The organism is Paracoccus haematequi, assembly GCF_900631945.1.
In the GTDB taxonomy this organism is placed as follows: Bacteria; Pseudomonadota; Alphaproteobacteria; order Rhodobacterales; family Rhodobacteraceae; genus Paracoccus; species Paracoccus haematequi_A.
Genome location: NZ_UZWE01000050.1, coordinates 49,307 through 70,905, shown reverse-complemented (window position 1 = coordinate 70,905; position 21,599 = coordinate 49,307). Strand labels below are relative to the sequence as shown.

18 protein-coding genes are annotated in these 21,599 nt (G+C 67.1%); 12 read left to right on the top strand and 6 right to left on the bottom strand.

All coding sequences use genetic code 11. The annotated features are described in order from the left end of the window. Window position 1 precedes the first annotated feature (1 nt). The 4 genes from dxr (at window position 2) to PARHAE_RS16670 (ending at window position 5,501) form a co-directional block, all read left to right on the top strand. Window positions 2-1,156 (top strand): 1-deoxy-D-xylulose-5-phosphate reductoisomerase, encoded by a 1,155-nt coding sequence (dxr, locus tag PARHAE_RS16685; RefSeq protein ID WP_126155699.1) that lies wholly within the window; start codon window positions 2-4, stop codon window positions 1,154-1,156. Continuing rightward, a complete protein-coding gene (gene rseP / locus PARHAE_RS16680) occupies window positions 1,153-2,484 on the top strand; it encodes an RIP metalloprotease RseP (RefSeq protein ID WP_126155698.1) in 1,332 nt (443 codons plus the stop codon). The genes dxr and rseP overlap by 4 nt, the downstream gene beginning before the upstream one ends. 105 nt (window positions 2,485-2,589) lie before the next feature. After that, window positions 2,590-4,890: an outer membrane protein assembly factor BamA gene (bamA, locus tag PARHAE_RS16675; protein ID WP_126155697.1), complete on the top strand. Its 2,301-nt coding sequence runs from the start codon at window positions 2,590-2,592 to the stop codon at window positions 4,888-4,890. Further along, window positions 4,890-5,501: an OmpH/Skp family outer membrane protein gene (locus PARHAE_RS16670; protein WP_126155696.1), complete on the top strand. Its 612-nt coding sequence runs from the start codon at window positions 4,890-4,892 to the stop codon at window positions 5,499-5,501. The genes bamA and PARHAE_RS16670 overlap by 1 nt, the downstream gene beginning before the upstream one ends. Before the next feature lies 1 nt (window position 5,502). Here PARHAE_RS16670 and PARHAE_RS16665 read toward each other — a convergent pair whose 3' ends face one another. Beyond that, window positions 5,503-6,441 (bottom strand): nucleoside hydrolase, encoded by a 939-nt coding sequence (locus tag PARHAE_RS16665; RefSeq protein ID WP_126155695.1) that lies wholly within the window; start codon window positions 6,439-6,441, stop codon window positions 5,503-5,505. 109 nt (window positions 6,442-6,550) lie between these two features. On the opposite strand from PARHAE_RS16665, the gene PARHAE_RS16660 reads away from it, so the two are divergent. Further along, window positions 6,551-8,356 carry an ABC-F family ATP-binding cassette domain-containing protein gene (locus tag PARHAE_RS16660; protein ID WP_126155694.1) on the top strand — a complete coding sequence of 602 codons (1,806 nt, stop codon included), beginning with the start codon at window positions 6,551-6,553 and terminating at the stop codon, window positions 8,354-8,356. Here the strand turns inward: PARHAE_RS16660 and PARHAE_RS16655 are convergent. After that, window positions 8,353-9,324 carry a zinc-binding metallopeptidase family protein gene (locus PARHAE_RS16655; protein ID WP_126155693.1) on the bottom strand — a complete coding sequence of 324 codons (972 nt, stop codon included), beginning with the start codon at window positions 9,322-9,324 and terminating at the stop codon, window positions 8,353-8,355. The genes PARHAE_RS16660 and PARHAE_RS16655 overlap by 4 nt on opposite strands. Before the next feature lie 268 nt (window positions 9,325-9,592). Here PARHAE_RS16655 and rplU point away from each other — a divergent pair, with 268 nt between their 5' ends. From rplU to PARHAE_RS16635, 4 genes are all read left to right on the top strand, one after another. Beyond that, the gene (gene rplU, locus PARHAE_RS16650) at window positions 9,593-9,955 is read left to right on the top strand and encodes a 50S ribosomal protein L21 (RefSeq protein WP_126155692.1); all 363 of its coding nucleotides are present in this window, start codon (window positions 9,593-9,595) and stop codon (window positions 9,953-9,955) included. A gap of 12 nt (window positions 9,956-9,967) precedes the next feature. After that, the gene (rpmA, locus tag PARHAE_RS16645; protein WP_126155691.1) at window positions 9,968-10,240 is read left to right on the top strand and encodes a 50S ribosomal protein L27; all 273 of its coding nucleotides are present in this window, start codon (window positions 9,968-9,970) and stop codon (window positions 10,238-10,240) included. A 110-nt stretch (window positions 10,241-10,350) separates the two neighbouring features. Then, window positions 10,351-10,899: a GNAT family N-acetyltransferase gene (locus PARHAE_RS16640; RefSeq protein WP_420899417.1), complete on the top strand. Its 549-nt coding sequence runs from the start codon at window positions 10,351-10,353 to the stop codon at window positions 10,897-10,899. A gap of 137 nt (window positions 10,900-11,036) precedes the next feature. Further along, window positions 11,037-12,023, top strand: coding sequence for an LLM class flavin-dependent oxidoreductase (locus tag PARHAE_RS16635; RefSeq protein WP_206437006.1), 987 nt, complete (start codon window positions 11,037-11,039; stop codon window positions 12,021-12,023). A 353-nt stretch (window positions 12,024-12,376) separates the two neighbouring features. Here the strand turns inward: PARHAE_RS16635 and trpS are convergent, their stop codons facing one another. After that, window positions 12,377-13,411: a tryptophan--tRNA ligase gene (gene trpS / locus PARHAE_RS16630; protein ID WP_126155690.1), complete on the bottom strand. Its 1,035-nt coding sequence runs from the start codon at window positions 13,409-13,411 to the stop codon at window positions 12,377-12,379. Between the two features lie 75 nt (window positions 13,412-13,486). Here trpS and PARHAE_RS16625 point away from each other — a divergent pair, with 75 nt between their 5' ends. Both PARHAE_RS16625 and PARHAE_RS16620 read left to right on the top strand, forming a co-directional pair. Beyond that, the gene (locus PARHAE_RS16625) at window positions 13,487-14,188 is read left to right on the top strand and encodes a rhomboid family intramembrane serine protease (RefSeq protein ID WP_126155689.1); all 702 of its coding nucleotides are present in this window, start codon (window positions 13,487-13,489) and stop codon (window positions 14,186-14,188) included. A 51-nt stretch (window positions 14,189-14,239) separates the two neighbouring features. Next, entirely contained in the window at window positions 14,240-14,995 is a 756-nt protein-coding gene (locus PARHAE_RS16620) for an SDR family NAD(P)-dependent oxidoreductase (protein WP_126155688.1), read from the top strand. Here PARHAE_RS16620 and murJ read toward each other — a convergent pair. The 3 genes from murJ to PARHAE_RS16605 are packed head-to-tail and all read right to left on the bottom strand — an operon-like array spanning window position 14,992 to window position 20,519. Continuing rightward, a complete protein-coding gene (gene murJ / locus PARHAE_RS16615) occupies window positions 14,992-16,521 on the bottom strand; it encodes a murein biosynthesis integral membrane protein MurJ (RefSeq protein WP_126155687.1) in 1,530 nt (509 codons plus the stop codon). The genes PARHAE_RS16620 and murJ overlap by 4 nt on opposite strands. 3 nt (window positions 16,522-16,524) lie before the next feature. Beyond that, a complete protein-coding gene (locus PARHAE_RS16610; RefSeq protein ID WP_420899418.1) occupies window positions 16,525-19,299 on the bottom strand; it encodes a [protein-PII] uridylyltransferase in 2,775 nt (924 codons plus the stop codon). Between the two features lie 11 nt (window positions 19,300-19,310). Continuing rightward, window positions 19,311-20,519 (bottom strand): penicillin-binding protein activator, encoded by a 1,209-nt coding sequence (locus tag PARHAE_RS16605; protein WP_126155686.1) that lies wholly within the window; start codon window positions 20,517-20,519, stop codon window positions 19,311-19,313. Window positions 20,520-20,608: 89 nt separating this feature from the next. On the opposite strand from PARHAE_RS16605, the gene rsmI reads away from it, so the two are divergent. Next, a complete protein-coding gene (gene rsmI, locus PARHAE_RS16600) occupies window positions 20,609-21,517 on the top strand; it encodes a 16S rRNA (cytidine(1402)-2'-O)-methyltransferase (RefSeq protein WP_126155685.1) in 909 nt (302 codons plus the stop codon). Window positions 21,518-21,599 lie beyond the last annotated feature (82 nt).

The following is a 21,599-nucleotide window of genomic DNA, read 5'->3' as shown; positions in this document are numbered from 1 at the left end:
CATGCGGCGAATCTCGATCTTCGGGGCCACCGGGTCCGTGGGCGCGAATGGCGTCGACCTGATCCGCCGGGCGGGGCCGGACGCCTATCACACCGTTGCGCTGACCGGCGGGCGCAACATCGCGCGACTGGCGCAGATGGCGCGCGAGTTGCGGGCCGAGATCGCCGTGACCGCGCATCCCGACCTGCTTGGGGATCTGCGCGATGCCCTGGCTGGCAGCGGCGTCCAGGCCGCCGCCGGGCCGGACGCCTTGGTCGAGGCAGCAGGCCGCCCCGCGGACTGGATCCTGTCGGCCATCGTCGGCGCGGCGGGGCTGGCGCCGGGGTTGGCCGCACTGGCACAGGGCGGGGTTCTGGCGCTCGCCAACAAGGAATCGCTGGTCTGCGCCGGGCCGCTGCTTCGCCATGCGGCGCGGGCCAGCGGCGCAACCATCCTGCCGGTCGACTCCGAACATTCCGCTGTTTTTCAGGCTCTTGGATCCGATAAGCTCGACTCCGTCGAGGATGTCACCATCACCGCATCCGGCGGCGCCTTCCGCGACTGGCCGCTGGAGCGGCTGGCGGCGGCGACGGTGGCCGAGGCGTCCACCCATCCCAACTGGGCGATGGGCCAGCGGATCACCATCGACAGCGCCTCCATGTTCAACAAGGCCATGGAGGTCATCGAGGCGAAAGAGTTTTTCGCGCTCCGCCCCGATCAGATCAAGGTTCTGGTCCACCCCGAATCCATCATTCACGCGATGGTCAGCCATGTGGACGGCGGCACCATCGCCCATCTGGGCGCGCCCGACATGCGCCATGCCATCGGCTATGCGCTGAACTGGCCCGGTCGCGCGCCCTTGCCGGTGGCGCCGCTGGATCTGGCCGCGCTTGGCAGCCTGACCTTCCGCGCCCCCGATGAGGTCCGCTGGCCCGCCCTGCGCCTGGCGCGAGAGGTAATGGCGGCGGGCGGCATGGCGGGGGCGGTCTTCAACGCCGCCAAGGAACAGGCCCTGGACGATTTCATCGCCGGGCGCATCGCTTTCACGCAGATGGCCCCTCGCGTGGAAATGACCTTGCAGGCCCTGTCGGCGCGGGCGGGTTTCGGCGATGATCCGGCGGATCTGGAAACGGTCCTGCACTGGGACCGCGAAGCACGCAAGGAAGCCGCCGCATGAGTGACCTGATCCCGCAATTCGGCGGTACCCTGTGGACGCTGGCGGCGTTCTTCGTGGCCCTGGCGGTGATCGTCACCGTCCACGAGTTCGGCCATTACTATATCGGCAGGCTGTCGGGCATCCGGGCCGAAGTCTTTTCGGTGGGCTTCGGTCCCCGGCTGCTGTCCCGCCGCGACCGGCGCGGCACGCTGTGGCAGGTGGCGGCGATTCCGCTGGGCGGCTATGTGCGGTTTCTTGGCGACGCCAATGCGGCCAGCGCGGGGCCGGGGCGCGCGGTCGATCCGGCGGTGCGGCGGCAGACGCTGACGGGCGCGCCGCTCTGGGCGCGGTTCGCCACGCTGCTGGCCGGGCCCGTCTTCAATTTCATCCTGTCGATCCTGATCTTCGGCGGTTTCGCGATCTTTCAGGGCATCCCGGTCGAACAGCCGCAGGTCGGCACCATCGCCGAGGCTCCGCCGGGCGTCGTGAACGAACTGCGCCCCGGCGATGTGGTTCTGGCGGTCGGCGGCCAGCCGGTGCGCGATTGGGGCGGCATCGCCCAAGCCGCCGAAACCCTGCCCCCGGCGCCCTGGCATGACTGGCGCGTGTTGCGCGACGGATCCGAGATCACCGTGCGCGGCCCCGATCCGATGCCCGCCCGGATCAGCGGCGTGGCCCCGCGCAGCGCCGCTGCGGATGCGGGGCTGCGGGCGGGCGATGTCGTGATGGCCATCGGCGGCCAGCCGGTCAGCCGCTTCACCCAGATGCGCGAGGCGGTCGAGGCCGCCGAGGGTCAGCCGCTGGCCTTGCAGGTCTGGCGCCCCGGCGCGGGCGTCGCGGATTACACGCTGGTCCCGAAGATGCAGGATCTGCCCGCCGAGGGCGGCGGCTATGAACGCCGCTGGCTGATCGGCGTGACCGGCGGCGAAAGCTTCTTTTCCCCCGCCACCCGCAGCGCCGGGCCGCTGGAGGCGCTGTGGCTGGGCGGTGCGCAGACCTGGGGCATCGTCACCTCGTCCCTGTCGGGGATGTGGGCGATGATCTCGGGCCAGATCGGGACGTGCAACCTGGGCGGCGCGATCAGCATCGCCGAAAGCACCGGGCAGGCGGCCAGCGCGGGGGGCGGCAATTTCCTGTGGTGGATCGCGGTGCTGTCTGCCGCCATCGGATTCCTGAACCTGCTGCCCATCCCGGTCCTGGATGGCGGCCACCTGATGTTCTACACATGGGAGGCCCTGACCGGCCGCCCGCCCTCGGACAGGGCGCTGAGCCTGCTGACCGCGATCGGGATGGCGGCGGTGCTGTCGCTGATGATTTTCGGCCTGACCAACGATCTTTTCTGCCCCTGACCGCGATGCGCTTTTGACAGGGCAGGCGGTTTGAGGCAAAAGCTGGGTGCAAAAGAAGGCGCCGCAAGCAGCGCCAAAGCAGGCTGACGATCAAGAGGGGCAGCAATGACACGGAAACTGGGCAGGGGCGCGGTCGCCCTGGTGACGGCCTTGACGATTGCAGCCCCGGCGGCGCTGATCCCCGGCGCGGCTTCGGCCTATGTCTTCAACGACGTGCGGATCGAGGGCGCGGTCCGTGTCGAACCGGCGACCGTGCTGTCCTATGCCAATATCGCGCGCGGCCAGGACGTGTCGGCGGGCGAGTTGAACGACGCGCTGCAACGGCTGCAAAACTCGGGCCTGTTCGAGACGGTTGAGATCGTCCCGCAAGGCGGCGTCCTGGTGATCCGGGTCAGCGAATATCCGACCATCAACCAGATCAGCTTCGAGGGCAACCGCCGCATCAAGGACGAGCAGCTGGCCGAAATCGTGCAAAGCCAGTCGCGCCGGGTCTATCAGCCCAGCCAGGCCTTGCAGGACGCCAGCAACATCGCCCAGGCCTATGCCGCGCAGGGCCGCCTGGCCGCCCGCGTCGATCCGCGCATCATCCGCCGCAGCGACAACCGCGTCGATCTGGTCTTCGAAGTGCGCGAGGGCAATGTCACCGAAATCGAGCGCATCGGATTCACCGGAAACCGCGCCTTTTCCGATCGCCGCTTGCGCAACGTGCTGGATACCAAGCAGGCGGGCATCCTGCGCACCTTCATCCGCCGCGACACCTTCGCGCCCGAAAGGCTGCAACTGGACGAACAGCTTCTGACCGATTTCTATCGTTCGCGGGGCTATGCCGACTTCCGGGTGCAGGCCGTGGCGCCGGAACTGGCCCGTGAACGCGACGCCTTCTATATCACCTTCAATATCCAGGAAGGCCCGCGCTATCGCTTTGCGCAGGTCAACACGATTTCGGAAATTCCGGGCGTCGATGCCGGGCCTTTCGCCGCGCAGAACCGCGTGGACCGGGGCGATGTCTACAACCCCGCCGCCATCGACAACACCATCCGCCGGATGGAGACCGTGGCGATCCAGCAAGGCCTGAACTTCGTCAACATCGAACCCCGCGTGACGCGCAACCCACAGAACCAGACGCTGGATCTGACCTTCGCGCTGACCCGCGGCCCGCGCGTCTTCGTGGAACGCATCGACATCGAGGGCAACACGACCACGCTGGACCAGGTGATCCGCCGCCAGTTCAACACGGTCGAGGGCGATCCCTTCAACCCCCGCGAAATCCGCAACGCCGCCGAACGGATTCGCGCGCTTGGCTATTTCAGCGACGCGCAGGTGGACAGCCGCCCCGGCAGCAGCAACGAACAGGTCATCGTCGACGTGAACGTCGAGGAACAGCCCACCGGGTCGCTATCCTTCGGGGCGTCCTATGGCGTGTCCTCGGGCGTGGGGCTGAACGCGTCCTTGCAGGAAAACAACTTCCTGGGTCGGGGTCAGACGGTCGGCCTGTCGATCTCGACCGCCGATGGCGACCAGTCGTCGTCGCTGACCTTCATCGAGCCCTATTTCCTGGGCCGCGACCTGCGCTTCGGCTTCAACACCTATTACAACGTCACCGAAAGCCTGAACTCGGACTATAACACCCGATCCGTGGGGGTGCGTCCGTCCATCGAATTTCCGATCTCGCAAAACGGGCGGCTTGAACTGCGCTATCGCCTGTCCAAGGAAACGCTGGGCGGGGTCGAGGATGAAAGCTCGGACCTGCTGAAGGCCGAGGAAGGGCAGCGCGTCACCTCGGCGCTTGGCTACAGCTACAACTGGGATACCCGCATCACCGGGCTGGATCCGCTGACCACCTACAAGCTGCGGTTCTCTCAGGACTTCGCGGGGCTGGGCGGCGATACGAAAAGCGTGACCACCGGCCTTCTGGCGGGCGTGGAAAGCACGGCCTGGCGCGACGAAGTGACCCTGCGCGCCGAATTCGAGGCCGGCGCGATCCATTCCTACAGCGATTATTCGACCTGGATCCTGGACCGCTATCGCGGCGGCACCCGGATCCGGGGATTCGAACCCAACGGCATCGGCCCGCGCGACCTGGCCGCCGAGAACCAGGACGGATTGGGCGGCAACTATTTCTGGGTGGTCCGCACCGAGGCGCAATTCCCGGTCGGCCTGCCCGAGGAATACGGGATTTCGGGCGGCCTGTTCGCGGATGTCGGGTCGATCTGGGGGCTGGACAACACGGTCGGCACCGGCGGCGCCATCGTCGACGATTCGATGAACATCCGCGCCTCGGTCGGCGCGTCGCTGTTCTGGACCACGCCCATCGGGCCGCTGCGGTTCAACTTCTCGAAGGCGATCCGAAAAGAGGATTACGACGAACCGCAGAACTTCGACCTGACCATCTCGACGCGGTTCTGATGGCGGTTTACCGGCGGCTTGCGGTCGCTTTGCTGCTGGTCGCGCCGGGGCTGGCCCTGGCGCAGCAGTCCCCGCAGGACGCTGTGCCCCCTGCGCCTGCCGTCCAGCCCCCGGCCGATGCGGCGCGCAGTGCGGCGCCGATCCTGACCGTGGATCAGGACGTGCTGTTCGCCGCATCCGATTGGGGCCGGCGGACGCAGCGGGTGCTGGACGAGGAAGGCGGCAAGATCGAGGCCGAGAACGAGCGTTTGGCAAGCCAGCTTTCCGCCGAGGAAGCGACCCTGACCGAACAGCGCGGCACCATGGATCCGGCCGAATTCCGCAAGCTGGCCGAGGCGTTCGATACCCGCGCGACCGAGGTGCGCCGCCAGCGGGCGCAGGTGGTCCAGGATCTGAACGCCTGGGCAGAGGCCGACCGCACCGCCTTCTATCGCGCCGCGCGGCCGTTGATGGCCGAGATGATGCAGGAACGCGGTGCCGTGGCAGTGCTGGACCGGCGCACGGTCTTCGTGTCGATGGACGCCATCGACATGACGCAGGCCCTGGTCGCGCGGCTGAACGCGGCCCTGGGGGATGGCGCGGGCACCGTGCCGCTGCCCGGCCCGAAATAGGTCAGGGCAGACGCGCCAGCCGGTCGGCCAGCAGCGTGAACAGCGCGTCGCGATCCACATGGCGGATGAAATTCGCATTGGCCGGGCGGTCGGTCACGCGCCACCAGTCGGCCACGGTCATGCCTGCGGTGAAGCGGCCCTCGGTCTCGATCTCCACGTTGATATGGCGGCCCGTGAACAGGTCGGGGCGCAGCAGCCAGGCGATGGTGCAGGGATCGTGCAGGGGGGCGCCCTCGCTGCCGTATTTCTCTTTGTCGAAGCGTTCGAAGAAATCCGTCCAGCTTGCGATGGCGGGACCGCAGCGGCCGGGCAGGGCGCGCATTCCATCGATCCAGTCGCGCGATGTCAGCGCCTCGTGCGTCACGTCCAGCGGCATGACGACCAGCGGCGCCCCCGCCGCGAAAACCTCGGCTGCGGCCTCGGGGTCCACGAAGATGTTGAATTCGGCGGCGGGGGTGATGTTGCCCACCTCGAAATAGGCGCCGCCCATCAGGACGATTTCCTGGACGCGGGCCACGATGTCGGGCGCCTGGCGAAAGGCCTGGGCGATATTGGTCAGCGGGCCGATGGGCACCAGCGTCACCGTGCCCGCCGGTTCGCGGCGCAGGGTTTCGACGATGAAATCCACCGCGTGCCGCAGGTGCAGGCCGATCTGCGGTTCCGGCAGGTCGATCCCGTCCAGGCCGGATTTGCCGTGGACATGTTCGGCCGTGATCAGCGGGCGCGACAGGGGCCGGTCGCAGCCCGCGAAGACCGGAATGTCGGGGCGGCCGGCCAGTTCCAGGATCTTGCGCGCGTTCAGTTCGGTCAGGGCCAGCGGCACGTTTCCGGCGACGGCGGTCAGGCCCAGCACCTCCAGTTCCGGGCTGGCCAGCGCCAGCAGGATCGCCACGGCGTCGTCCTGGCCGGGATCGGTGTCGATGATGATCTTGCGCGCCATGGCAGCCTCCTGAACCGTGGCCCGAGTTGTGAAAGCGAATTGCACGATGCGCAAGTCCCCTTGGGCGGGATCCATTGACCGCCCGCCCCGCGCAGGCTAGGGCGCGGGCATGGCACGCGCACCCCTTCTTCAACTGACCGACATTTCCCTGACCTTCGGCGGCGATCCCGTGTTCGAGGGGTTGTCCCTGACCGTCCAGCCCGGCGACCGGGTGGCCCTGGTGGGGCGCAACGGATCGGGCAAGTCGACGCTGATGAAGGTCATGGCGGGCCTGGTCGAACCCGACCGGGGCGAGGTCGTGGTCAGCGCCGGGGTCTCCACCGGCTATATGGAACAGGATCCCGACCTGTCCGGCTTTGCGACGCTGGGCGAGTTCGCCGCCTCCGGCCTGCCTGAATCCGAGTCCTATCGCGTCGAGATGGCGGCCGAGGGGCTGAAATTCGATCCCGCCCGTCCCGTCGCCACCGCATCGGGGGGCGAACGCCGCCGCGCCGCGCTGGCGCGCCTTTTGGCCCAGGCGCCCGAACTGATGCTGCTGGACGAGCCGACCAACCATCTGGACATCCAGGCGATCGGCTGGCTGGAGGATCACCTGTCCCAGACCCGCGCCGCCTATGTGCTGATCAGCCACGACCGCGCCTTCCTGCGCCGCCTGACCCGCGCGACCCTGTGGATCGACCGGGGCGAGGTCCGCCGCCAGGAGCGCGGCTTCGAGGGGTTCGAGGATTGGCGCGAAGCCGTCTGGGCGGCCGAGGATGAGGCCCGCCACAAGCTGGACCGCAAGATCAAGGCCGAGGCCCGCTGGGCCGTCGAAGGCATCAGCGCCCGGCGCAAGCGCAACCAGGGCCGGGTCCGCGCCCTGGCGGCGTTGCGGGCGGAACGCAGCGCCCAGATCCGGCGGCAAGGCACGGCTGCGATGGCTTTGGACTCCGGGCCGCAATCGGGCAAGAAGGTCATCGAGGCCAAGGGCATCGCCAAGGCCTTCGGCGGGCGCACGATCCTGCGGCCTTTCGATCTGCGCGTGAACCGGGGCGACCGCGTGGCCTTCGTCGGTCCCAACGGCGCGGGCAAGACCACGCTGATCAAGATGCTGACGGGGGAAATCGCCCCCGATCAGGGCACTGTCACGCTGGGCACCAATCTGGAACTGGCGGTCTTCGACCAGACCCGTTCGGCGCTGAACCCCGACCAGACGCTGTGGGAATCGCTGACCGGCGATCCCGAGATGCGCGTCTCGGGGCGGGCCGACCAGGTGATGGTGCGCGGCCAGCCCCGGCATGTGGTCGCCTATCTCAAGGATTTCCTGTTCGACGACGCGCAGGCCCGCGCGCCTGTCCGCAGCCTATCGGGCGGCGAGAAGGCGCGGCTGCTACTGGCCCGGCTGATGGCTCGGCCTTCGAACCTGCTGGTGCTGGACGAACCGACCAACGACCTGGACGTGGAAACGCTGGATCTGTTGCAGGATCTGCTGGGAGATTACGACGGAACTGTGCTGCTAGTCAGCCACGACCGCGACTTCATCGACCGCGTGGCCGACACCACCGTGGCGATGGAGGGGGATGGGCAGGCCACCGTCTATGCGGGAGGCTGGACCGATTACCGCGCCCAGCGGGGCGAGGATGCGCCCACGACAGCCGAACCCGTGAAAAAACCCGAGGCCGCGCCCGAGAGAGCCAAGGCCGCCCGTTCCGGCCTGTCCTTCACCGAACGCCACCGCCTCGAGGCGCTGCCGGGGCTGATCGAACGGCTTGAGGCGGAAATCGCCAAGCTGTCCGAATTCCTGGCCCAGCCCGACCTGTTCCAGACCGCCCCCACCAAGTTCCAGAAGGCGACCGAGGCCCTGGCCGAGCGTCAGCACGCCCTGTCCGCGGCCGAGGAGGAATGGCTGATGCTGGAGGAAAAGGCCGAATCCTAGGCCCCGCGCGCGGCATGGTCGCTGATCCATCCATGCGCGAAGGTCATCTTCGCGCGGATGGCCGGCGTCAGGATGAAGGGATACAGGTCTGAATTGTCCAGGGCGCGGTTGATGTCGTTGATGGCGATGGCGACCTCGGCCGCGATGTTCAGCAGGTTGTCGGCGTTCTGGTCGGCATAGGGCTGATAGCCTTCGGGCACCGCCTTCATCGACAGGCCCGCGCTGACGAAGCTGTCTGTGAAATCCACCATGTGCAGCAGATGCGCCACCGTTTCTGCCCAGTCCTCGTGCGGGTGAGAAGTCGCATAGGTGGTGATGAAATCCTCTCCGGGAGATTTGGGGTTGGCATAGTGCTCCTGGAGGGCGGCATTGTAATCTGCGGTCTCGTCCCCGAACAGCGGGCGGAACCCGTCCAGAAAGCCCGGCGCCACGGCCAGGCGGTCGAACAGGAAATGCGCCAGTTCGTGCCGGAAATGGCCTACCATCGAACGGTACTGTTCGCCCAGCTTGTGCTGGCGCTGGATGCGGATCAGTTCGTCGGCTTCTGTCACGTTGATGACGATCTCGCCGTTGTCGTGGCCCATCATGATCTGCACGGCCCGCCCGCCGGTGTTTTCCGACAGCATCTGGAAGCGTGGCCGCATTCCCCCATCGGCGTCGGTGAACCACTGCCAGTTCGACAGGTTGGCCAGCACCCAGCGTTTCGCCCGCTCGGCCCGTTCCAGAAGCTGCTGGTTGTCGCCGATATGCAGCGCCGGGACGACATCGGACATGGCGCAGGACCGGCACAGGGATTCGCCGGGAATGGCGGCCCAGTTGCACTGGATGGCGTCGCGGTTGGCGCAGGGGTCGGCCTGGTTCAGCATCGCGCGGGCCTCGGGTTCATAGAAAAGCGGCTCGCCGCAGGCGCAGAAGGTGTTCTCGAAATAGACGCGGGCGTGACAGGCGGGACAGGTGAAGCTCTGCATGGTGGGTGTCCTTGGTGGGCTGCTGACCAAGCCTCGGTCGATGCCAAGGTTCCACGGCGCAACAAAAATTCTGCTTCGGGCAAGGCGGCTTGACTTGGAGGGGCGAATGCGCCATATGCAGGCGGACCGGCCGGGCGAATGCCTTTGGCCGGTGTGTTATTTTCAATGACATCCCCATGCGCGGGATGCGCTGTCCGAAGGCGGGTCCGATCCCCCAACGCCGGTTCGATCCGGGGCCGAAGGACGCGGCAACGAAGGAAACGAAGCGATGTTCGCGGTTCTGAAGACGGGCGGCAAGCAATACAAGGTGCAGGCGGGCGACGTCCTGCGCGTTGAAAAGCTGAATGCCGCGGCTGGCGACAAGGTCCAGTTCAATGAAATCCTGATGGTCGGGTCCACCCTGGGCGCGCCGCTGGTCCACGGCGCCTGCGTGCAGGCCGAGGTGATCGACCAGATCAAGGCCGACAAGGTCATCACCTATGTCAAGCGCCGCCGCAAGCACAGCTCTCAGCGCACGCGCGGGCATCGCCAGCAGCTGACCCTGCTGCGCGTGACCGACGTTCTGGACAACGGCGCAGACAAGACCGGTGTGAAGGCCGCCGTCGGCGCGCGCACCAAAGAAAACGCGTAAGGAGACTGACCCATGGCACATAAGAAAGCAGGCGGTTCGTCCCGCAACGGTCGCGATTCGGCCGGTCGCCGTCTGGGCGTCAAGCTGTTCGGCGGGCAGGAAGCCACTGCCGGCAACATCATCGTGCGCCAGCGCGGCACCAAATGGTGGGCGGGTGACAACGTCGGCATGGGCAAGGACCATACCCTGTTCGCGCTGACCGATGGCCAGGTGACCTTCAAGAAGGGCCTGAAGGGCCGCACCTTCATTTCGGTCGTTCCCGCAACCATCGAAGCCGCCGAGTAACCCGAGCTTAACAATTCACTGTTACAGGGGGATCGGCGAAAGCCGGTCCCCAGTTGTTTTTCCGGGGAGGAAAAATGGTCATGTCAGCACCGATGCGGGAGGGGACGCGTTTGGACGACTTCAAGGTCTCGGACGCCGCGCTGAACCAGCCCGTCATCGCAACCGAACGCTTCATCCTGCGTCCCCTGCGTCCGTCCGACGCGGGAATGATCGCGCATTACACCGCGGACAAGCGGGTGGCCGAGGGAACGCGGGCCATCCCCCATCCCCTGCCCCCCGGCGCGTCCGAGGGATTCGTGGCGCGCGCCCTGTCCGCCGACCGGACCGAGGATGTGTGGGCCATCGACGGATCGGCCAACAAGCTGGCGGAACTGCTGGGCGTCGTCTCGCTGACCCGGATGGAGGGCGACCAGTCCGAACTGGGCTTCTGGATCGGCGCGGGGTTCTGGAACACCGGCTTCGCGACCGAAGCGGTCGAGGCGCTGGTCAAGGCCAACCCGCACAAGGCCCGCACCCTGTTCGCCGAGGTGTTCCAGGACAACCCCGGCTCGGCCCGCGTGCTGACGAATTGCGGCTTCGTCTATCTGGGCGACGCGGAAAGCTGGTCGGTGGCCCGCGATGCACGTGTTCCGACATGGACCTATCTGCGCAAGATGTAAGGGCAGCGGGCGCTCGCGTCCCCTCTGGCGCGCGGGCGCGCCATTCACCCCCGAGGATACTTGCCACAGAAGAGGGCCGGTTGCCGAATCTGCATCCGGCCGCTTGCATTCCGGGGCCGAGATCATAGCTCGGGCTCATGAGCATTCCGTTTTCTCTTTTGGATCTGTCGCCGGTGCCCGAAGGGGCCGAGACTGCCGATGCGATCCGCAACACCCTGGACCTCGCGCGTCATGCCGAAGATTGGGGCTATCGCCGGTTCTGGCTGGCCGAACATCACAACATGCCGGGCATCGCCAGTGCTGCGACCGCCGTCCTGATCGGGCTGGTGGCGCAGGCGACGCGCACCATGCACGTGGGCGCCGGCGGGATCATGCTGCCCAACCACGCCCCGCTGACCGTGGCCGAGGCTTTCGGCACGCTGGCGACCGCCTTTCCCGGTCGCATCGACCTGGGGCTGGGGCGCGCGCCCGGCGGCGATGGCGCCGTGATCCGGGCGCTGCGCCGCGATCCGATGGCCGACAGCTTTCCGCAGGATGTGGTCGAATTGCTGGATTACCTTGGTCCGGAACGGCCCGGTGCCGCCGTCCGTGCGCTGCCGGGCGAGGGGACCAATGTCCCCGTCTGGATCCTGGGCAGCAGCCTGTTCGGCGCCCAGCTTGCCGCGCATCTGGGCCTGCCCTATGCCTTTGCCAGCCATTTCGCGCCGGGCGACATGGAACGTGCCGTTGCCGTCTATCGCGAACGCTTTCGCCCTGGCCCCTGGAACGACAGGCCGCAGGTGATGATCGCGATCAACGTCTTTGCGGCGGACGACGCCGAGCAGGCCCGCTATCTGCGCACCTCGATGCAACTGGCCTTTGCGCGGCTGCGCACGGGAATGCCTGGCAAGCTGCCGCGTCCGGTGGCCGATCTGGATGCCGAGATCGGCCCGCAGATGCGGCGCATGGTGGACGAGGCGCTGCGGATCAGCGCTGTGGGCGACAGGGGGCAGGTGAAGGACCAGCTTCAGGCGCTGATCGCCCAGCATCGACCGGATGAGGTGATCCTGACCGGGCAGATCCATGACCATCAGGCGCGGCTGCATAGCTTCGAGATCGCTGCGGATGTGATGCGATCCCTGTAGGGCTGCGAGGCGGTGCTGGCAGGATGGCGCGAGGCTGTCTTGCTGGCGGATGTCCCGATGCTGCTGGCAGGACGCTGGCAGGTTGAACCACGAGCTGGCTGGCGTAACGCTGGCTTGCTGGAGGTTCGGACAGCTGGCTGGCGGTGTCGCTTGCTGGCTTTGTTGCATCCCTTATATCGAACCCGCAGGGATAATGCAACGAAAAACCATTGAAATCAAATAGTTGACTGTTTCAGTCGGAACTGACGCAAGGCCTTGCCCGCAAAAGAAAACTGCGGCCCTGCGGTGCGGGTCGTGAAAAAGCCGCCGATGCGGCAGGCAGCGGCGGCTTGGGAAGGGCGGGTGTCGGGGAATCAGGGGCGGGTGCGCAGCAGGCCCATGATCTCCTTGGTGCGCTCCAGGATCGGGGTGGCGATCTCGTCTGCGCGGATCGCGCCTTCGCCCAGGATGCGGTCGATTTCCGCGGGGTCGGCCATGAAATCGTTCATCCGCCGGGTGATGGGTTCCAGCGCGGCGACGGCCAGTTCCGCCAGGGCGGGCTTGAAGGCACCGAAGCCCTGACCCTCGAACCGGGCCAGCACCTGATCGGGGGTTTCATCCGACAGCGCGGCATAGATATTGACCAGGTTTTTCGCCTCGGGCCGGTCCTTCAGGCCGTCGAGGCTGCCCGGCAGGGGATCGGCATCGGTGCGCGCCTTGCGGATCTTCTGGGCGATGGCGTCGGCATCGTCGGTCAGGTTGATCCGGCTGGCATCCGAAGGATCGGATTTCGACATCTTCTTCGACCCGTCGCGCAGCGACATGACGCGGGTCGCCACGCCCTCGATCAGGGGTTCGGTGATCGGGAACTGCTCGACCCCGTAATCGTGGTTGAACTTGGCGGCGATGTCGCGGGTCAGTTCCAGATGCTGCTTCTGATCCTCGCCCACCGGGACGGCGGTCGCCTGATAGGTCAGGATGTCGGCGGCCATCAGCGCCGGATAGGCCAACAGGCCCAGGCTGACGTTTTCGGTGTTCTTGCCTGCCTTGTCCTTGAACTGGGTCATCCGGTACATCCAGCCGACGCGGGCCACCGTGTTGAAAAGCCAGGCCATTTCCGCATGGGCGGAAACCTGGGACTGGTTGAACAGGATCGACTGTTGCGGATCCACGCCCGAGGCCATGAAGGCCGCTGCGGCCTCGCGGATATTGCGGCGCAGCTTGTCGGGTTCCTGCCAGACGGTGATCGCGTGCAGGTCCACCAGGCAATAGATCGTCTGCGCCGGGCCGCCTTGCAGCGCCGCAAAGCGTTTCAGCGCGCCCAGGTAATTGCCCAGCGTCAGCCCGCCCGAAGGCTGGATCCCGGAAAAGATGCGCGGCGTGAAACGGGTTTTCGGCGTCTCGGTCATGTCGGGCCTGCTTGGATTTTCGCTGCCAGTGGCTTAGCCCTTGGCCAAAGCGACCGCAACCGCGAAGGAAACCCGATGCGCCAGGCCATGCCCGTCTCGCCCCTCAACCCGATCCCCGCCGCCGTCTGGGCGCTGTGTCTGCCCGCCATCGCCGGAGAGATCGTGTTCCTGCTGGGCCAGTCCGGGCTGATCGGCGGCGCGCAGGGGGTGGGGCTGCGGCTGTCCGCGATGCAGATGACCGCCTTCGCGCCCGAGATGGTGCAGCGCATGTGGCACCTGGGCGCGGTCGATTGGGATCAGGCGTATCGCATCCTGTCCTACAGCTTCGTCAACTCCTCGTTCACCCATGCGGCCTTCGTGGTGGTCTTCACCCTGGCGCTTGGCAACATGATCGCACGGGAGTTCCGGCCCTGGGCGGTGATCGCGCTGTTCCTGGGATCGGCCATCGGCGGCGCGTTGGTCTATACGGCGGCGATTTCGCTGCTGCCGGGTCGCGTCGGGCCGCTGATCGGCGGTTATCCGGCGGTCTATGGGCTTGTCGGGGCCTTCACCTTCCTGCTGTGGACACGGCTGGGTGCCGTCCAGGCCAATCGGATGCGGGCCTTCACGCTGATCGGGATGCTGCTGGCCTTTCAGCTTGTCTTCGGCATCGTCTTCGGCGGCGCGGGCTATGGCTGGATCGCCGAGGTCGCCGGTTTCTTCGTGGGTTTCGCTCTCAGCTTCCTGCTGGTCGATGGCGGGGTGCAGCGGGTCTTGCGCCAGATCAGGGCGCGCTGACGGTTTCCGTGCAATGATCGGCGCGGTTTCCCATCCAGGAAAGGACAAGGCATGAAGATCGAATTCTCAGGCACGACAGGCATCGTGACGGGCGCCGCTTCCGGCATCGGGCGCGCCATCGCCGAGGGCTATGCGGCGGCGGGCGGCACGGTTATCGTGTCGGACCTGAACCGCGACGCCGCGCAGAAGGTCGCGGATGCCATCGTCGCGGCGGGCGGCAGGGCCTTGGCCTTCGCGGCCGATGTGGCCTTGGAAAGCGACATCCAGGCGCTTGTCCGCTTTGCCGAGGACGAGACCGGGTCGCTGTCGCATCTGGTCAACAATGCCGGGATCGGCGGCGCGCAGGCGACAACGGGCGACTATCCGGTCGAAGCCTGGAGGAAGGTCATCGACGTAAACCTGATCGGGGTCTTCCTGGGGATGCGCTTTGCGATCCCGGCGATGAAGCGGGCGGGCGGCGGGGCCGTCGTCAACCTGTCCTCGATCCTCGGATCAGTGGGATTCGCCAAATCCTCGGCCTATGTCGCGGCCAAGCACGGGGTGAACGGGCTGACCAAGGCGGCCGCGCTGGAACATGCGGCGGACGGGATCCGCGTGAACGCGGTCGGGCCGGGCTTCATCAGCACGCCGATGCTGGACGAGCATCTGGACAGGCAGACGCTGGACTATCTTGCCACGCAACATGCCTTGCAGCGGCTGGGCACGGCCGATGAGGTCGCCTCGCTGGTGCTTTACCTGCTGTCTGATCAGGCTAGCTTCATCACCGGATCCTATCACCTGGTCGACGGCGGCTATACGGCGCGCTAGCGCCGACGCACCGCCGCCTTCAGGTCGGACAGCCGATAGGCGCGGGTCGCGAAGCTGAGCGTGAAATAGATCGCGGCCCCGCCGAAGACGAGGATCGCCAGACCCGGCACCTTCCCCACTTGGGCCGCGTCCAGCCAATCCATCATCAGCGACAGCGCCCCCGCCATCAGCGCCGAGGACAGCACGATCAGCGGCGTCTTGCGGCGCAGGCGGTCGTCGGCGCGGGCGGCGTCGCCCATGGCGCGAGTGCCCCACCACAGCTGCGCGACCATGATCCAGGCGGCGACCGTGGTGCCCAGGGCCGCTGCCAGGAAGCCCAGCCAGGGCATCAGCCCAAAGGCCACGATGGCATTGACCACCATCGACCACAGGGCATAGCGGAAGGGGGTCCTGGTATCCTCGCGCGCGAAATACAGCGGTTGCAGGATTTTTTGCAGCACGAAGGCGGGCAGGCCGAAGGCATAGACGATCAGCGCGCGGGCGGTCTGGGCGGTGTCGTAAGCGGTGAACTGGCCGCGTTCGAACAGGGTGCGGACCATGGGTTCGGCGATCACGGCGATGGCGAAGGCGGCGGGCAGGGTCAGGAACAGGCCGAATTCCGTGGCGCGGGAATAGGCCGATTGCCCGCCTGCATGATCGCCCGCCCGCAGCCGCCGCGCCAGTTCCGGCAGCAGCACCACCGCCACGGCGGCGCCGACGACGCCCAGCGGCAGTTGATACAGGCGGTCGGAATAGGACAGCCAGGAAATCGCGCCCTCGAAATGGCTGGCGACCTGGCGGCCGACCAGCAGGTTGATCTGCACCACGCCCCCGGCGAAGGCGGCGGGCAGGGCCACGGCCAGCAGGCGGCGCATGTCGGGCGTCAGACGCGGGCGGCGGGGCGCGAAGGACCAGCCGGTGCGGTGCGCGTCCCACCAGACAAGCGCCAGCTGCGCGATCCCGGTCAGCGGCGTGGCCCAGGCCAGCGTCAGCCCCACGTCCCAGCCCTGCCACCAGGCCACCGCCATCGCCGCGATGAACAGCAGGTTCAGCAGCACCGGCGCGGCGGCGGCGGCGGTGAAGCGGCCGTTCGCGTTCAGCACGCCCGAGATCATCGAGGCCAGAGAGATCAGCAGGATATAGGGGAACATGATCCGGCCGTATTGAACCGCCAGCGGAAAGCGCTCGTCCCCGGCAAAGCCGGATGCCATCAGCCAGACCAGCCCCGGCATGAAGACCATCGCCCCGGCAGACAGGATCAGCACCGACATCAACAGGCCCGAAAACGCCTCGGACGCGAAGCGTTGGGCATCCGTGCGGTCGTCCAGCTTCTTGGCGAACATCGGCACGAAGGCGGTGTTGAAGGCGCCTTCCGCGAAGAAGCGGCGGAACATGTTGGGCAGCGACAGGCCCACGAAGAAGGCGTCGGCCACCGCGCCGCTGCCCAGCCAGGCGGCCATCAGGATGTCGCGGACAAAGCCCGAGACGCGCGACACGAAGGTCCAGATCCCTACCGAGAGGAATCCGCGCACCAATCCCGATTTCATGATTTATGCCTCTGCCCGTTTTGCCCCGTCGGCGATGGCCGAACGCAGTTTCTTTTCCAAGGCGTCGCGTTTCGCGTCGCTGTGCAGTTTCAGGCCGAACATATCCTTGACATAGAAACTGTCCACCACCTGCGCGCCGAAGGTGGCGATCACCGCGCTGACGATCTGGATATGGTTCGCGGCCATCGTCCGGGTCAGGTCATAAAGCAGGCCGGGACGGTCGCGGGTGTCGACCTCGATGATGGTATAGATGTCGCTGCCTTCGTTGTCGAAGGTGACATGGGTCGGGAACCTGAATTCCCGCGTGCGCTTCTTGGGCTTGTCGCGGGTCGCAAAGGCCTCGCGCGCGACGATCTCTCCCCTCAGGATGCTCAGGATCTTCTGGCGCAGCCTGGGCATCCGGTCTTCGTCAAAGGGGCTGCCATCGGGATCCTGCACCCAGAAGACGGCGGTCGCAAAGCCGTCCCGCGTCGTATAGGTCCGCGCATCGACCACGTTCGCGCCCATCAGCGTCAGCGCCCCGCAGAGCCGCGAAAAGATCCCCGGATGGTCGGCCAGCACGAAGGCCGCGCGGGTGGCGTCGCGGTCGGGATCGGCGCGCAGGTCGATGCGGATTTCGTCCGGTCCGATGCCGTTCAGCATTTCGGCGAAGCTGGCTTGCGTTTCGGTGGGCAGCCCCGACCAATAGCTGTCGTAATGGCGCCCAAGCTCGGCCCGGATGGCCTTGGCCTCCCATCCCTTGGCGATCAGCAGATGGCGCAGGCTGCGCTTGGCTTCCGTCTGGCGGCGGTCGCGGTTCATCTCCTCCAGCCCGTTTTCCAGGACCAGGGCGGTCTCCTCGTGCAGCCTGCGCAGCAGCGCGGCCTTCCAGTTGTTCCAGGTGCCGGGGCCGACGCCGCGAATGTCGCAGACCGTCAGCACCAGCAGCATGTCCAGCCGCTTGCGGGTCTTCACCGCCTTGGCGAAATCGCGGAGCGTGCGCGGGTCGGCGATGTCGCGTTTCTGCGCCACGTCCGACATCAGCAGGTGGTTGCGCACCAGCCATTCCACGGTGTCGATGTCGTCCTGCGGAAAGCCGAACCGGGTCGCGATCCGCCGCGCCAGCCGCGCGCCCAGGATCGAGTGATCCTCGCGCCGTCCCTTGCCGATGTCGTGCAGCAGCACCGCCAGATAGAGAACACGGCGGTTGATGCCCGATTTCATGATCTCGCTGGACAGGGGCAGATCTTCCGGGTGCTCGCCCCGCTCGATCTCGGCCAGGGCGGCGACGCATTGGATGGAATGTTCGTCCACCGTGTAGTGGTGATACATGTTGAACTGCATCATCGCCACGACGGGTTCGAATTCGGGGATGAAGGCCGCCAGCACGCCCAGCTCGTTCATGCGGCGCAAGCCCCGTTCGGGATTGCCGTGCTTCAGCAGCAGATCCATGAAAATCCGCGTCGCTTCGGGATCGCTGCGGACCTTGTCGTCGATCAGGTCCAGATTGGCCGCGACCAGCCGCATGGCGTCGGGGTGGATCAGGATGCCGGTGCGCAGCGCCTCTTCGAACAGGCGCAGGATGTTCAGCGGATCCTGAAGGAAGGCGGCGTCGTCAGCGATGGCCAGCCGTCCCAGGTTGTCGACGAAACCGTGCCGCAGCTTGCGGCGGCGGCGGAACAGCCGGCCCAGGAAGGGCGCGCTGCGAACATGGCGCGCCTCGAGTTCCGTCAGGAAGACGCGGGTCAGTTCGCCCACATGGGTGGCGTGGCGGAAGTAATCCTGCATAAAATACTCCACCCCGCGCCGGGCGGATGTGTCGCGATAGCCCATGCGGCGCGCCACCTCGACCTGCATGTCGAAGGACAGGACATCGACGGGACGGCCCGCGATCAGGTGCAGGTGGCAGCGCACGGCCCACAGGAAATCCTCGGCCTGCCAGAAGGCCAGATGTTCTTCGCGCGTGAAGACGCCCAGATCGACCAGTTCGACGGCGCGGTCCACGCGGTGGATGTATTTGGCGATCCAGTACAGCGTTTGCAGGTCGCGCAGCCCGCCCTTGCCCTCTTTGACGTTGGGTTCCAGGACGTATCGCTGCCCGCCCTGCCGCTGGTGGCGGGCCGATCGTTCCTCCAGCTTGGCCTCGATGAATTCGGGGATGGTCCTGGAAAACAGCTCGACCCACAGCCGTTCGCGCAATTCCTCGGCCAGGGGGGCGTGGCCGGTCACCAGCCGGTGTTCCACCAGCGAGGTGCGGATGGTCATGTCGCCCGCGCCCAGGCGGATGCAGTCGTCCACGCTGCGGATGGAATGGCCGATCTTCAGCTTCAGATCCCACAGGATGTAGAGCATGGATTCGACCACGCTTTCCGCCCAGGCGGTGATCTTCCACGGGGTCAGGAACAGCAGGTCCACGTCGGATTCGGGTGCCATTTCCGCCCGGCCATAGCCGCCGACGGCCAGCACCGCCAACCGTTCGGCCTCGGACGGGGACCGCTGGGGATGCAGCCAGGTGGTGGCGACATGATGGGTGGCGATGACGATGCCGTCGGTCAGGGTGGCGATGGCGCGCACGGTTTCGCGCGCGGCGCGGGGGTGGCTGGCAAGGCCCGCCTCGATGGCGCGCATGGCCTCGGACCGGGCGTCCGACAGCAGGGCCACGGTGCGCGCCCGGATCGCCCGGCCTTCGGTCAGGCCCGACAGCGCCCCGTCCAGGATCGGCAGGAAGGCGGCGGGGTCGAAGATGGGATGCGCCCCGGACAGGGCCGGGGCGCTTTGCAGAATCGTCGTCTCGGGCAGGTCGGCCAAGATCAGAACCCGGCGCCGCCAAAGCCGCGCTGCGCCGGATCCAGGATCACCAGCCGGTTGCCGCGCAGGGTGGCCACCGCCAGGGCGCGTTCCGAGGTTCCGTCGGGCCGCAGCCGAAAGACGCCGCCGACGCCGGCAAAGCCCGCGCGCTGCGTCAGCCCCGTCGTCGTCAGGGCATTGCGCTGTCCGCTGCGCACCAGCGATGCGATGGCGGCAACGCCGTCATAGGCCAGGCTGGCCAGTTCGTGCGGCTGTTCGCCATAGGCGCCGCGATAGCGGGCGTCGAACTGGGCGCGCAGGCCCTGATCGGGGATCGCGAACCAGCCTTCCTGCAACTGGGGCAGGGTCATGCGCGCGGGCGGCTGATCCCAGCGGGTCAGACCCATCATCTGCGTGACGGGCGACCGGACCCCGGCGGCGGCAAGCTTTTCCGTCAGATAGGGCAGGACAGCCTGGTTGTTGGCCGTCATGAACACCGCATCCACCTGCCCCGACCGGGCCGCCGCGGCGATCTGCGGGGCCACGGTGTCGATGCCGGTCACCGAGACGGGGTGGTTGATGCGCCCCGCCAGCCGCGCGCGGTTGCGGGCGATGGCGGTCTCGATGGCGCGGCCGCCCAACTGTCCGGCGATGTCATCCTCGGCCACGACATAGATGTTGCGCTTGCCCTGGCGGACGCCATAGCCGACCAGCCGGTCGGCGATGTTGGCGAAGCTGTTGCCCAGGATGAAGACGTTGCCGCCCGCGATCTCGGCATTGTTGGAGAATGACAGGACGTTGATGTTGCGCGGCCGCATGGCATTGCCCACGGCATTGGCGCCTTCCGCGAACAGGGGGCCGACGATGATCTGCGCGCCCGCATCGGCGGCCGCATTGGCCTGGGCCACGGCCTGTTCCGTGCTGGTCCCGGTGTCATAGACGCGCAGGTCGATCGTCGCGCCCTGCGCGTCGGCGGCGGCCATGCGCGCGGCATTCTTGAGGCTGCGCGACAGCCATTCCAGATCGGCCGATCCGCTGCCGCCCGGCGCCAGCAGGGCAACCCGCACCGGCTCGCCTGGGTTGATCAGCGGGCCGATGGCGGGGCCGCTGGCCTGCTGCGATCCTCCTACGGGGTCGCAGGCCGCCAGGACGAAGGCGGACAGGATGGCTGCGGCACGGGTAAAGGCGCGGCGCAATCCGGCGGCGGGCCGGGTTGTGGCGGAAACGACCATATGAAACTTCCCTGCTGTAAGGTATCGGCGAGGTGCGGGCAGCCTAGGACCAACGGGCCTGCTTGGCAATCAGTCGGAAGGAGAAGGCGATGACCGGAACACGCGAAGAACCCCAATCCGCCCATCGCCTGTCGGCCCATGTCGAGGCGACGCGGCTGGACCCCGGCCTCTACCTGGTGGCGACGCCCATCGGCACGGCGCGCGACATCACGCTGCGCGCGCTTGACGTGCTGAATGCCGCAGACCTGCTGGCGGCCGAGGATACGCGGGTGCTGCGCCACCTGCTGGACATCCACGGCATTCCGTTGCGGGGCAGGCGGATCCTGCCCTATCACGACCATAACGGCGAACGTGCCCGGCCCGGATTGATGGCGGCCCTGGCGGACGGGGCCAGCGTCGCCTATGCCTCGGACGCGGGGACGCCTCTGGTGGCCGATCCCGGATACCGCCTTGCCCGAGAGGCGGCGTCCCTGGGCCATCGGGTCCATGCCATTCCCGGCCCCTCGGCGCCGCTGGTCGCGCTGAGCCTGTCGGGCCTGCCCAGCGACCGCTTTCTGTTCCTGGGCTTTCCGCCAGCAACGAAAGGCGCCCGGCTGACATGGCTGCGCGACTGGATGGCGGTTGATGCCACGCTGATCCTGTTCGAAAGCCCCAGGCGCGTTAATCAAACATTGAAAGAAATGTGCGAGGTTGACGCGAATCGACTTACAGTGGTGGCGCGCGAACTGACCAAACGGTTCGAGGAAGTGATCCGGGGCACCGCCGCCGAACTGGCGCAGGATCCGCGCATGGCCACCCTGAAGGGAGAGGTCGTGATGCTGGTGGACCGGCCGCAGCCGGTGCAGGCGGACGGGCAGACGGTGCGCGCCGCATTGCAAACGCGGCTGGCGTCGATGACGGTGAAGGATGCCGCCCGCGAGGTGGCGGCGGAATTGGGAATGGCGCGGCGCGATGTCTATCAGATCGCGCTCGGGCTGGCGGATGAAGGGACGGATTGAGAATGGGCCATGCCGTCAGAACACTGGACCTGCCCTGGGCGGTGCCGCCGCAAGCCAGGCAGGTGTCCTTGGCCCGCAGGAC